This is a genomic window from Paenibacillus polymyxa, from assembly GCF_001719045.1.
GTDB lineage: Bacteria > Bacillota > Bacilli > Paenibacillales > Paenibacillaceae > Paenibacillus > Paenibacillus polymyxa_B.
This window is the reverse complement of the sequence record NZ_CP015423.1, coordinates 2,680,285-2,693,501: the sequence shown is the minus strand read 5'-3', so window position 1 is coordinate 2,693,501 and position 13,217 is coordinate 2,680,285. Positions and strand designations below refer to the sequence as shown.

General features: G+C 45.6%; 10 protein-coding genes and 1 riboswitch. Of the genes, 3 read left to right on the top strand and 7 right to left on the bottom strand.

The genetic code is table 11. The annotated features are described in order from the left end of the window. Nucleotides 1-33 precede the first annotated feature (33 nt). Both AOU00_RS11975 and AOU00_RS11970 read right to left on the bottom strand, forming a co-directional pair. Nucleotides 34-1,053, bottom strand: coding sequence for a 2-hydroxyacid dehydrogenase (locus AOU00_RS11975; protein ID WP_069290689.1), 1,020 nt, complete (start codon nucleotides 1,051-1,053; stop codon nucleotides 34-36). A gap of 17 nt (nucleotides 1,054-1,070) precedes the next feature. Then, nucleotides 1,071-2,126, bottom strand: a complete 1,056-nt coding sequence (locus AOU00_RS11970) for an AEC family transporter (protein ID WP_069290688.1) — start codon at nucleotides 2,124-2,126, stop codon at nucleotides 1,071-1,073. A gap of 334 nt (nucleotides 2,127-2,460) precedes the next feature. On the opposite strand from AOU00_RS11970, the gene mmuM reads away from it, so the two are divergent. Beyond that, nucleotides 2,461-3,408 carry a homocysteine S-methyltransferase gene (mmuM, locus tag AOU00_RS11965; RefSeq protein WP_069290687.1) on the top strand — a complete coding sequence of 316 codons (948 nt, stop codon included), beginning with the start codon at nucleotides 2,461-2,463 and terminating at the stop codon, nucleotides 3,406-3,408. Nucleotides 3,409-3,518: 110 nt separating this feature from the next. Here the strand turns inward: mmuM and AOU00_RS11960 are convergent, their stop codons facing one another. From AOU00_RS11960 to rhaB, 5 genes are all read right to left on the bottom strand, one after another. After that, complete coding sequence (locus AOU00_RS11960; protein ID WP_172828337.1) at nucleotides 3,519-5,789, bottom strand: GDYXXLXY domain-containing protein; 2,271 nt, start codon at nucleotides 5,787-5,789, stop codon at nucleotides 3,519-3,521. Nucleotides 5,790-5,927: 138 nt separating this feature from the next. After that, nucleotides 5,928-6,821: an AraC family transcriptional regulator gene (locus tag AOU00_RS11955; protein WP_069290685.1), complete on the bottom strand. Its 894-nt coding sequence runs from the start codon at nucleotides 6,819-6,821 to the stop codon at nucleotides 5,928-5,930. 198 nt (nucleotides 6,822-7,019) lie between these two features. Beyond that, complete coding sequence (gene rhaD / locus AOU00_RS11950; RefSeq protein WP_069290684.1) at nucleotides 7,020-7,865, bottom strand: rhamnulose-1-phosphate aldolase; 846 nt, start codon at nucleotides 7,863-7,865, stop codon at nucleotides 7,020-7,022. Nucleotides 7,866-7,918: 53 nt separating this feature from the next. Next, nucleotides 7,919-9,175: an L-rhamnose isomerase gene (gene rhaA, locus AOU00_RS11945; RefSeq protein WP_069290683.1), complete on the bottom strand. Its 1,257-nt coding sequence runs from the start codon at nucleotides 9,173-9,175 to the stop codon at nucleotides 7,919-7,921. A 12-nt stretch (nucleotides 9,176-9,187) separates the two neighbouring features. Next, the gene (rhaB, locus tag AOU00_RS11940; RefSeq protein ID WP_069290682.1) at nucleotides 9,188-10,669 is read right to left on the bottom strand and encodes a rhamnulokinase; all 1,482 of its coding nucleotides are present in this window, start codon (nucleotides 10,667-10,669) and stop codon (nucleotides 9,188-9,190) included. 352 nt (nucleotides 10,670-11,021) lie between these two features. Next, a riboswitch (purine riboswitch) is annotated at nucleotides 11,022-11,125 on the top strand. 157 nt (nucleotides 11,126-11,282) lie between these two features. On the opposite strand from rhaB, the gene AOU00_RS11935 reads away from it, so the two are divergent. Together AOU00_RS11935 and AOU00_RS11930 are read left to right on the top strand one after the other, a co-directional pair. Next, nucleotides 11,283-11,900, top strand: coding sequence for a xanthine phosphoribosyltransferase (locus AOU00_RS11935; protein WP_069290681.1), 618 nt, complete (start codon nucleotides 11,283-11,285; stop codon nucleotides 11,898-11,900). Further along, nucleotides 11,894-13,201 carry a nucleobase:cation symporter-2 family protein gene (locus tag AOU00_RS11930; protein WP_069290680.1) on the top strand — a complete coding sequence of 436 codons (1,308 nt, stop codon included), beginning with the start codon at nucleotides 11,894-11,896 and terminating at the stop codon, nucleotides 13,199-13,201. Before AOU00_RS11935 ends, AOU00_RS11930 begins: the two co-directional genes overlap by 7 nt. Nucleotides 13,202-13,217 lie beyond the last annotated feature (16 nt).

The window sequence follows — 13,217 nt, the reverse complement described above, 5'->3', positions numbered from 1 at the left end:
TTGTTCAACAAGAGTGCCGAGCTTCCTAATTATTTATTTCATAGAGAGAACAGGAAGTGGGACTAGGTTATCTGAAGAATGAGTTGTAACGATATCATGGAAGTTGTCGTAGCTAGTTTCAATCATGTTGGATAACGCCGTAACGGTATTCGAGCCAGCATGAGGCGTTACCAAAACTCTTGGATACAGCTCCACAAGCTTCTGGATCGTTGGGTCCGGGAGCATTTGCCATGGTTCAAAGGCTCTAAAGAATAATTCATCTTCCTTAGGGAAGACATCCGTAGCAAAGCCTTCCAGATGGTTACTGAGCAAAGCGTCCAAAATGGCTTGGTTATCTTGTAATTCTCCACGTGATGTATTGATGAGAATAGATCCCTTTTTCATTTTTGCTAAAAAGCTAGCGTTAATCATTTTGTCGTTCTGTCCCGGCAGATAAGGAACATGCACACTAACGACATCACACTCTGCCAGTAATTCATCCAAGGTTGTGAATGGAATGACTTCCTTGGCCGCGTCAGATTGGTACACATCATAGCCGATAACAGAAGCACCTAATCCTTTAAATAATTTGGCTTCTGTCAGACCAATGCGGCCGACCCCAATTATCCCAACTTTACAGTTATGGATCTCTTTGCTGAATGTATGCTCGTCCACAATGAAATTTTTGAACGAGCTTTTGGTAGTCATATAAGCGGTGTGTCGGAACAGCATCATTGCTAAGGTTAAGGAGAGCTCGGCGATGGCATTCGGAGAGTAGGATGGCACGCGTGCCACCTTCATTCCGAATTCGCTGCAGGCATCCAAATCAATGTGGTTGATTCCGACTGTTCTGGTAAAAACATATCGAATGCCGTATTCATTGAATTTTGTGATATTTTCCCGATTGGCAGCACAGTTTCCTCTTAGCAAAACGGCATCGTGATGCTGTGCCAATTCTACATTGCTAGTGGTTAACAACTCTTCTACCAGCGTTAGTTGAAAGTTATATTTATTGAGATCCTGGAAATAGGGTTTCTCATAAGAACGGACACCATAGCAAATGATTTTTAACATGTTGTTTTCCCCCTGATTTAGAAAATTCCAATTTTATCAATGACATTGAGCGTAACGATCCACACTGGGATCATGACGACAGAAGTAATAGTTGAGAGAAGCGATGCATTGGAGGTCAATATGGCTTCCTTATCAAAACTGATCGCATAGGCTGCGGCTACGGTAGCTGTTGGAGTAGCCATCATGATGACAATAGTAGCTAAAGCGACAGAATCGACTGACAGAATATGAGATACAGTCAACAAAGCCAGCAAAACGATGTTAACAATAGGTACAAGCCAAACCTTAACTATGCTGTAATACCAAGAGGTCTTATCAGTAGCTGCAGACTTGAAGCTGATCTCCCCTAATGTCGAGCCAATCGATAACCAGGCTAACGGAGAAGCTAGTCCGGCAAGGTAGGTCATGGGCTTGAACAGCCAGACAGCGGTTTGATCAATTCTTAGAAAGGCGAACTGCTGAATGGCCCCATCCTCTGTAGCTACACTCATCTGTGGCAAATAACCTTGAAACAACCAAACAAACAAGCCTAGAAACGTGGCGATAACGATTGGATTCAAAAACATGGTTTTGAGATTTTTAAGCTCCATTTTTAAGCCGCTCATTTTGATATAGCCATAGGAGTATAAGAAAATGCGGTACCCTATGTTAAAAATGGAACTGTACATCACTCCGGTAGGACCGTAAATGGCTCCGACAATTGGAATTCCGAAGAAAGTCGTAGAACCGAAAATGGTTAACACCCGCAAAACATCCTGTTTATCCTTGTTGTAGCTCAGAAAGAACGGTTTAGAAATAAAGATGAGAATAATATAAATTAGAACTCCCCATATTAAAACATTCATTCCTTGTTTTAACATTGTAGGATTAATGTCCTGCATGAAAGAATTAAAGGCTAGTGCCGGTAGAGCCACGGTTAGAACAACCTTGGATAACATCTTTCCTACTGCTGCGTTAAAAATCCCCTTCTTGCGGCAAAAGAAACCAAGAAGGATAATAAAAACGGTGGAAGCGATAGAACTGACAATTTTGTTATCTGTTAAGGTCGCTGTAATCATTTCTAGTAAAGACATAGATAAAACCCTCTCTTGTACCTTTTTTCACATAAATGACGATGCAGAATGTGACGATGCAATTCCCTGATCTTTTGGCCAAAGTGTTGGTTTGCACTTTTATAGTAAAATGACTTTGTGAAAAAAAGAACAATATCTAATTAATTTAACTTATGAAACTAATTTAAAAAATTTATACGTTACATCAGATGGCAAATGAAACGAAAGGGGACGTCTTCACGGAATGATTATTTCTTGGCTTTGTGAGTGCTCATCAACATTCGTGCTATAATGTAAATCATTAAAACCCACTTGATTAGTGGGTTTAGTAGAAAAGACGAGCAGGAGGGGCCGCATGAATCCGATACAACATATACTGGACGAATTTCAGCTGATCGTGCTGGACGGCGCGATGGCGACCGAACTGGAGCGTCATGGACATGATCTGAACGATAGCTTATGGTCAGCTAAAATCCTCCATGAGCATCCGGAGTCGATCAAGCGTGTGCATAGAGATTATTTTGAGGCTGGGGCAGACTGTGCGATTACTGCGAGCTATCAGGCTACCGTTGAAGGCTATGTTAAACGAGGCCTAAGCGAAAATGAGGCGCTGGAGTTGATTCAATCATCGGTGCGGATTGCTGTGCAGGCACGCGATGAGTTTTGGGCTGACGTGACGGCTACTGCAAGTCAGCGACATCGTCCCAAGCCGCTAGTCGCGGCCTCTGTAGGCCCTTACGGGGCGTTTTTGGCAGATGGATCAGAGTATCGCGGCGATTACAAGCTGAGCGAGGAACAGCTAGTAGAGTTCCACAGGCCGCGTATGAAAGCTCTGATTGAGGCAGGTGCAGATATTTTAGCTTGTGAAACGATACCCTGTCTGGTTGAAGCCAAGGCCATCGCCCGATTGCTGAAGGAATTCCCTGGCACGTATGCCTGGATCAGCTTTAGCGCAAAGGATGGGCAGCATATTAGCAATGGTGAGTCTGCCGCTGCATGTGCTGAGTGGCTGAATGGGCATGAGCAAGTGGCTGCTGTAGGAATCAATTGCACTTTGCCGAAATTCATTCCATCGCTTATTCACGAAATACGCAGCCACACGGATAAGCCTGTGGTGGTATATCCCAATCTGGGGGAGGAATATGACCCGGTCACCAAGACATGGCATGGCAGCACTTGTACAGAGACATTCGGACAAAGTGCCCGCCAATGGTATGAAGCGGGAGCTCGTCTGATTGGCGGTTGTTGCCGGACTCAGCCGCTGGATATTGAGGAAATAGCATCATGGTCGAGAAATGTATAAACGGAGATAAACGATGGTCCGAAAAAAAACAAGCAGGCTGAACCAAGTTGTGCTCCAGTAATGGAGGGGCTTGGTTCAGCCTGCTTTGTCTACTACCTTCGCCGATCCGGTCAGCTTGCTGCCAAACGTTCCAGCAGCGCGTCTCCATTGCGGCTCACCCGAATATGGGCAAAATGTGCGTTCTGTTCTACAGTACGTCCGGTTCCCTCAGGAATGAAATAATTCTCAATACCGTACAGAATACGGGAACCATACCATTGTCCATTTAGAATGACCTCATGGCTGGCAAGTTTTTCACCATCTTGATATAGGCGATCCGCGACGTATACTCCTTGGCTATCTGGTGTGAGAACGACTTTGACCTTGCCTCGGCTCCTTTCCTCCTCCTGAAGAGAGGGCTTGGAAGGCGGGGTAGATATGTCGTAATTCAGTGCCACATAATCGCCTTGCAGCAGGGAGCGCGGGTCTACAGGAGCTAGTTTGAGCTTAATGGAAGCCCCTGTGGCGAGCAGGGTTTCACTTCTCGCCGTCTGATAGCCGATGATCCCCAGCTGTAGCACGATGACAATGGCAATGATTAACGGGCTTAAGCGCATAAAGCTAAAGCTGCGGTGGTCAGCATCGAATGCTGCTTTGCCGCTATGGGCCATTCGCCGATCCGCCCACCAGGTAATTCCGAGCGCAATGATCCCCAGTAGCGCCAGCGTAAAAGATTTATACAGTAGCGTCCACAATAAATCATAGTATTTGAAGACGATAAAAATAAACCAGAAGACAACGCTCGTGATGGCCTCCGATTTTTGTTTCAGACGGGCAAAGGCAAAGACTATCCCGGTAACGATAACAAAATAAAAAATGTTAATGAACATATAAGAGTGTGGAACGACATCCTCGAAAAACGTCGCCCAAAACAGGAACAGCAAGCTGAAAAATAATGAGCTATTCCGTAGATGTTCTTTTAACTCTGTCTTGGATATAAAGTAACTTACCCCATATAACACGGCATTGACGATGAAAAGAGAGAAGATGATGAACTTATAGGTCCAGTTCCAACCATCCCACTCCTGATACTGCTGAAATAAAATGGTCGCCAGATTCAGGTTTACAAAGGTGTAGGCAAAAAACAACTGCCTTTTCCCCTTGGAGCGAAACCATCCAGCGATGGAAACGATCAGAAATAATACCGAAAGCAGCGACTGATCTGACCATAGAATGGCCGCCAAGCCTGTAATATAGCTGATGGTCAGCAGTGTATAACGTATTACCGAATCCAGCTTGGATTCCGGTATGACAATCATCAAAATCATAAGCAGCAACGACACAACCAACAGTACGTATTCGGTGTGGTTTACATTCGTGCTAATCATAATCAATCCGATGAGAGATATACTACCGATCAGCACTCCAACCACTTTGATCACACGGGATACGGTTTTGCTAATCCATTCACTGCCATGTTCCTCGTGGACGGTCGTCTCATTCTTTGATGTACTGATGTCCGTTGTCCCTGCTTCCGGCAGTGTTTTCCCCAAACGATTCAAATAGCGGAAAAACCACACGTTACCCGTCAGCAGCAACGCCACAAAAATCAAACCAAAAACAAAAAACAGAGATGAGGAGTACGCCTCAGCCAGCTCTATAAATTTAAAGACAGCAAACGCCGAAAGTGCCAATGCATTCAAGGTCAGTAGCGTTTTATTCAGCCGCACCTTGATAAATATATAAAATCCTAAAGCAATCACAGCAATATGCGGTACATTCATGACCATGCCATACTCATCAAATGCAAAGGAATTGGTCATCGCTAACATAGCTATATGGAAAACCGTAAAGCTCATATATTGTAGTGGAGCAGAATGTATACGATGGAGGAACGCCAATAAAAATAGCAGCAGATTGACTATTGCGAACATTCCGGCAATGGACAACGATTCCAGCTCGCTATAAGGCACACTTTGCATCGTAGGGTAAAAATAAAGCCACAAACCAAGATGAATTAGTACATAAGACAGCATATAAAAAGGATTGTAGCGAGTAATCCAGCTAAGCAGTAGAGCCGGCACCGACCAAATGAAAAACAATCCGTAGCTGTCGGCATGGGAATTGTAAATTTGACCGAGCAATGCCACGGAAACGCCAAAGGCTATACAGCCAGCCACCAAAAACATATTAGACAGAAAAGCTTGTTGACCGGGAACAGCACGTATCCGTGTAAATACAAAAGACAAGCCATAGAACAGAACAATAAGCGCAGCAGCAAGTACAATCTTGAATGTCCGATCCAGTCCGCCCCAATTGGAGGCGAAAAAATAAATAATTGCGGCCAGTATCAGTGAGATGCCCAGCAGATAGCCCGTACGTATCGCATTGAATCGCAGCATGGATTTCACGTACCTTTCCTGTTGGTTTGATGCCTATTATAGCGTTGAAAGGGCTCAGAACCAAGTGGGAATTAGGATCAGGTCATAAAAAAAGAGACACCGTATACGGCGGCTCTCTTTAATGTTACTGGATTCCGACTAAGCGTTGACGGTACGAATCTCTTGCCGGGACTGATGTCGGAAGCGATACTCACGCGGTGGAATCCCTGCTGTTTTCTTAAATGCCTTGGAAAAGGTGGACATATCGGTATAGCCGATGGACTGGGCTATGATCGACAAATTGTAAGTCGTCTGCTCCAGTAATCTTTTGGCTTCGTTAATCTTGAGGTTTTGCAAATACTTGGCGGGAGAGATGAGGAAGGTGGAATGGAATTTACGTGAGAAATGCGCACGATCCACACCTACATGCTCGGCAATTTGTTCAATCGTAACACGGTCACAATAATGCATTTCAATGTAATCTTTCCCCTGCTGGAGCCAATAATCAGAGCATACAAAGTTGCGCAGCACGTCAGATGTGTTGCGGGACAATTCCTCGAAGATCTGGTGCAGTGTAATCAAGCGGGCCAGATCGCTGCCCTGTCTGCTGTTGTCGTGTACGATGGAAAACAGGTTGGAGATAAGTCCGAGGATTTCCTCGCTCACTGCGTTAGCCATCAATGGCGTAGAGGGATTAATTCCGATCCGCTCCAGCAATGCGAGGGACTTGGGTCCCTCAAAGGCAATCCATACCTTTTGCAACGGGTGCTCCTGATCGGTGTAATATTCATGGGCAAGATGCGGAAAAAAACAGAATAAATCAGACTTTTGGACGCGGTACTTTTGTTGCTTATAAATAAACTCAGCCTGACCTTCAAGTACAAAAATCAAATAAAAATAAGGAACAGCCTTGGGACCGACATGGCAGCTTGTTTTCGAAATATCCATACCTAGTCTGACAGGCCAAACGGCGCTGGATTTTTCCAGTTCGGTGGCTGTGAAATAATGGTCTTCCACGATGTCGAAGTGATCTTCATTTTTTGCTCTTTTCATAACTTGTCACCTCTCCTTTGGTGGAGATAAGGGAATTTTGATTTTATTGTATATAAAGGAAAGCATAATTACAAGTTAATTCATTGGAATTAAGGGTTATATAATTAAAACGAGGTATGCCAAAGGCTCCATGGCCGATTTGAGACGAGCCTTGGAGCCTTTTAAGTTCTATATTATGAGATGGAGATTAGTCTATATTTATACGTTCAGGATTCCTTCTTTTGGAGTAACGTTGAAGGCTTTGGCCAGATCGGCCAATTCCTGATCTGTAATCCGTTGCTGAATATTATGGTGAGCAATGAGCATATAAATTTGAGCCGCTTTTTCAATCGTTTCAATCAGGCCAAATGCTTCATCAATGGAGCTGCCCGTTCCGAAAATGCCATGATGAGGCCATAATACAGCGTGATGATCCTTCATTTTTTTTGCCGTTTCGCGGCCGATTTCGCTGGAACCCGGTACCATCCAAGGGATTACACCGATACCGTCTGGGAAGACGACAATACATTCAGTACACATTTCCCACAGCGTTTTGGTGAATTGGTTTTCGTCCAGACTATGAATGAAGGTCATGGCAATAACATGGGTGGCATGATTATGAATCACAACACGATGGCTAGGATCGACCTTCAAGCGCTCAATGTGGCTCATAAAATGGGAAGGCAACTCACTGGTAGGCACTGCGCCATGTTTGAGGCCCCACAAGACTTCCAATTGCTCGCCATCCTGGGAGACACGAAGGACTCCTAAGTTAGCTTCTGGATCTGCAATTACGTTTTTGAAATATTTCCCTGATCCGGTGACGATAAAATATTTACCAGCCAGTTCATTCACCGGGAAAGCAGGTTTAATCGTCCGAATGACCTGATGAATATCTATATATTTTGCAACCTCAGCTTCATCCAGAATATAGCTTACATTACCTCCATTGCGTTCATCCCAGCCGAATTTCCACATGTTTTGTGTAATTTCCGCCATCTCGCGAACAAATGGGATATCCAGTCCCGATTTTCGTTCTTTTTGATTCTCCAGTACAGTAGTCATGGATAATCTCTCCCTTTTGGATGATATGAATATAAGCATTATCAGTACAGTAGTTAACGTTTCAGCAGTACCTGTTGTTCATAATTTTTAACTTCGGCCAGCCATTCCTCACGAACAGGAACGCCGTTTTGAGCGCAATAGTAATCCCATATGGCACCAAACGGATACGATTTAAACTCTTCGACCAGAGCAAGACGAGTGGTAAAGTCCCGTTCCTCTTCCGCCTGCTTTAATGCTTCAATCGGTTCGAGCATAGCGCGAAGCAGCGCTTTGATCGTGTTGCGTGTTCCGATGATCCATGCTGCTACATGATTGATACTTCCATCAAAGAAATCAAGACCGATATGGGTTCGGGAAAGCAATTCACCGCGAACCAGCTCACGGGCAATGTCTAGCAATTCGTCGTCCATCGTCACGACATGATCACTGTCCCAGCGAACCGGTCTGCTGACATGGAGCAATAATTGATCGGTGAACATCAGCACAGAGGACAGTTTGTTCGAAATGACTTCGGTTGGATGGAAGTGACCAGCGTCGAGACAGATAGATTTACCGCGTGTCAGGGCGTAACCCATATAGAATTCATGGGAGCCCACGACATAGCTTTCCGAGCCGATGCCGAACAGCTTGCTTTCAACCGCATCGATGTTGTATTCCTCGCTGATTTTCTCGCTGAAAATTTCGTCCAGCGCATCACGCAGACGTTCTCTTGGAGCCAACCGATCAACCGGAGTATCTTTATAGCCATCCGGCATCCAGTGGTTTGTGACACAGGGCTGACCGAGTTCTTTTCCAAAATGCTCTGCAATCCTGCGTGATTTTTTGCAGTGTGTGATCCAGAAATCACGGATTTCCGAATCCTTATGGCTCAATGTGAAGCCGTCTTCCGCTTTGGGATGGGAGAACAGTGTTGGATTAAAATCAAGCCCAAGCCCTTGCTGCTTAGCCCAGTCTACCCAGTTCTGAAAATGGCGTGGCTCCAGCTGATCCAGATCCACTTGTTCTGTGGTGTCCGCATAGATTGCGTGCAAATTGACCTTGTGTTTACCCGGAATGAGTGCTAGAGCTTTTTCTAAATCCTGACGTAACTCATGCGGCGTGCCTGCTCTGCCCGGGTAGCTACCCGTTACGGCAATCCCCCCGCTAAGCTGTTTGTCTTTGAACAGAAATCCCTGAACATCATCTCCCTGCCAGCAGTGCAGTGATATTTTGATTTGTGAAAGCTTCCGTAAAATGTCGTCAACTTGAATACCGTGGCGGGCATACAGCTTTTTCGCTTCGTTATAACTGGCTTCAATAGCTTCGTTCATGGCTTTACTCCTTTATTGAGATATGTGAATAGAGGATGTTGCTTGTATCTTAAGGTGCTCCCAGCGACCCAAAAGATCTTGCACGTCTTCCACCGATTGTGGCTCATAGAGCCGAGTCGGAAAGGAGCGGGCGATGGTTCGGCCAGCAGCTTTGAGATCCTCAAGAACACCAGAGCTAATTAATTGCACGACAATATTGCCGATGGCCGTAGATTCGGAAGGACCTGCCTGAACCTCAATTCCCAAGAGATCGGCGGTTAGCTGACATAGTAATTCGTTGTTAGCGCCTCCGCCGACAATGTGCAATCTGGTAATTGTTTCGTCTGTTAAACATTGCAGTTCGTGTAAGGCATCGCGGTAGCTTAAGGCCAGACTGTCAAAAATACAGCGGGCGAGTGAACCCGGCGTCCTGGGGATGGGCTGGCCTGTTTCTTCACAGAATCGCTGGATTTCAACGGTCATACAATCCGGGTTTAAAAAGGATGACTGGTTACAGAGGACGAGACTGACAAACGGTGCCTCTGCTGAAGCTAGTTCGGCCAATTCGGCAAAGCTATGTGCGGAACCGCCCTCTCTTCTAACCTCCTGAATCATCCATAATCCCATAATATTTTTCAGTAAACGGTACGTACCGTAAGCGCCCCACTCATTCGTGTAGTTCGCCTGCATGGCTGCCTTGGTATTCAAGGCTTCGGATCGTTCCATTCCCAGTAGTGACCACGTTCCGCTGCTAATATAAGCCCAAGGTTCTTCCCGCTGTGACGGAACACCTGCAACAGCCGATGCAGTATCGTGAGTCGGCGCTAGAATGATCTGACAGTTCGGAAGATCGTATTTTTGAACAAGCTCCGGCAAAAGAGAACCCAGAACCCGTCCAGGCTCGGCAAGCTCTGAAAACTGATTGCGTCGCAGTTGGAGCAGGGAGAGCAGGTCTTCATCAAACTCTCGGGAGTTCACGTTGAGAAGCTGCATCGTGGACGCATTCGTCATTTCATTGATCATGATGCCTGTCAGGCGATAGTACAGATAATCGGGAACCATCAATATTTTATCCGCCTGGGCAAGCTGTTCCCGATCATGGACGAACAGTTGATACAGGGTATTAAAGTTTAATTCCTGAATGCCTGTTTTCTCATACACAGCCTCTCGACTGATGAGCTGATGCAGCCTGTCGGGTGCATGGAGGGTACGTGCATCCCGGTAAGCGTATACTTCATGAATGCGGTTACCTTTCTGATCAAGCAGCACGTAATCTACAGCCCATGTATCAATGCCGAGCGTACAGGAATGAATCCCTTTTTGTTTAGCTTTTTGCAAGCCCTGAATAATCTCATTCAATAGTTCGTCGATATTCCAGTAATCGTGTCCGTCCTTTTCGGTAAAGGAGTTGTTGAAACGGTGAAGCTCTTGCAAGTGTAGCTGGTCACCTTGCAGAGTTGCACTTACGAGCCTTCCGCTTGAAGCTCCAATATCAACAGCAAGATAATTATTCATATCCAATCTCCTTGCATGGATAAAATACGGGCAGCCTGAAATCTGCCTTTTGTTTTCTTAACTAACTCCATACTACTTCCGTTTTTCTTTGCGGTCAACAGAAACGGAAGTAGTATTTGTGGTTTTATTTTTGTTTTATAAAATTATAATTAAAATTAAGTGTTGTTTTGTATGCATTTTTGTTTTTTTATCTGTTTTCTACAATCAGGATAATGCAAAGTCCTCACAATATATATACCTCGAACAAAGGTCGATTTGATTTTACGATATTCCAATTGTGGAAGGTTCTCCAAATGCCGCTGTCTGTATGAAAAATAGTCTTGAAACCGCCCGCCAGAGGGTGTAGTATACAAGATATCAATTTCATATGACTCGTATAATATTGGGGATATGGCCCAAAAGTTTCTACCGGATGACCACTGTAATCGTCCGACTATGAGTGATAGCGCATCGGCTTTGGATGAATGCGGGCATTTATTTGCGCGCCAATCCGTCAGGGATGACAACCCCAAGGACAGGCTTCACTTGAGAAACAACTCAAGGGAGCCTGTCCTTTTTTGGTTTTGGCAGGTTTTATACTATTTTAAAGTACAGAAGGAGCGATACTCGCATAATGAAAGCTTTGGAGGAACGTATTCGTCAAGAGGGACAAATTTTATCTGACACCGTATTAAAGGTAGATTCATTTTTGAATCATCAGGTAGATACAGCATTAGCATTGGAGATTGGTAAGGAGTTTGCACGCCTTTTCGGCAGTGCTCCGATCACCAAGGTACTTACAATTGAAGCTAGTGGTATTCAATTTGCTATGGCTACTGCTATTGCCTTGGGGGTCCCGTTCATTTATGCGAAGAAAAAGAAGGCAATCACGCTGAATGAGCAGGTATACTTCGCAGAGGTTCATTCGTTCACTCGGCAGGAAACCTATCAGGTGAGCATTTCCCAAAAATATCTCGATGCCAGCGACCATGTGCTGATCGTAGATGATTTTCTGGCTACTGGCGCAGCCTTGGTTGGACTTACGGATATTGTGAAGGAAGCAGGAGCGGAGCTGGCCGGGGTTGGCTGTGTGATTGAAAAGAGCTTCCAGGAAGGTCGTGGACTGTTGGAGCAAAGAGGCATTGCCGTCCGTTCTCTTGCGCGTATCGCTTCCATGGCACCAGGCGAGGTTCATTTTATAGAGGAAGCTGGAGCGGCGATTCCTCCCGTTAAGGAGAATGTGGGATGCTAAGTAAACAAAAGTTATTCGCGCTGGGCTTCCAGCATGTCATGGCGATGTACGCTGGAGCAATTGCTGTACCTCTAATTGTAGGGGGAGCATTGCACCTGACGCCAGCCCAGATGGCTTATTTGGTGGCTGCCGATTTGTTCACTTGCGGGATTGCTACGTTATTACAGATTATGGGGACACGCTTTTTCGGTAGTAGACTGCCTGTCATTTTAGGCTGTACGTTTACGGCAGTAGGGCCCATTATCGCGATTGCTTCGACCTCAAATTTAGCGACAGCGTACGGTGCTATTATTTTGTCCGGTATATTCGTGGTATTAGCAGCACCGTTGTATGGCAAGCTGTTACGCTTTTTCCCGACGGTTGTTACGGGTTCGGTCGTTACGATTATCGGTCTATCTCTTATTCCGGTGGCGATGAACAATGTAGCAGGTGGCCAGGGCAGCGCGGATTTTGGACAGCCGCGTAATTTGCTGCTGGCGCTGGTTACTTTGCTGGTTATTTTGCTTGTGAATCGGTTGGCAAAAGGCTTTATGCGCTCGATTTCCGTGCTCATCGGTCTGTTTGCAGGCACGGTGGTTGCTTATGCGATGGGAATGGTGCATTTTGCTCCCGTGGCCGATGCGTCATGGGTGAGTGTTGCGCAGCCGTTTTATTTTGGTAAGCCAGAGTTTAGCATTATGGCGGTATGTACGATGATTATTGTCAATATTGTCAGCATGGTCGAGTCTACGGGTGTTTATCTGGCAGTAGGTAAGGCGATTGATCAAAAGGTGGAGCAAAAGCAGATCGTCAATGGACTTCGTTCGGAAGGACTTGCGATTATGCTTGGGGGGATTTTTAACGCGTTTCCTTATACAGCTTTCTCGCAAAATGTGGGTCTGATTTCACTCACACGCGTCAAATCGCGTAACGTTATTTTTGCTGCGGGCGGGATCATGGTTGTTCTCGGTTTGCTGCCTAAGCTGGCTGCCTTAACGACAGTGATTCCTAACGCTGTGCTAGGCGGAGCGATGATCGTCATGTTCGGCTCGGTTGCTGCATCAGGCATGTCTATTTTGTCAGAAGTGGATCTGCGGAAGGAAAGCAATCTGCTGATCGCAGCATGCAGTATTGCCGTGGGCCTAGGCTCTGCCGTTCTGCCACAAATGTTCGACCAGCTGCCGAGCTTTGCCAAAATGCTGTTGCAAAATGGTATCGTTTCGGGTTCGATTACAGCGATTGTCTTGAACATTGTTTTGACGAGAAAACAAGGGGAATCGGTCAAAAGCGTGACGGTTTCGGAGGTTCCACAGAAGGTTTGATGATTAGGAATAAATA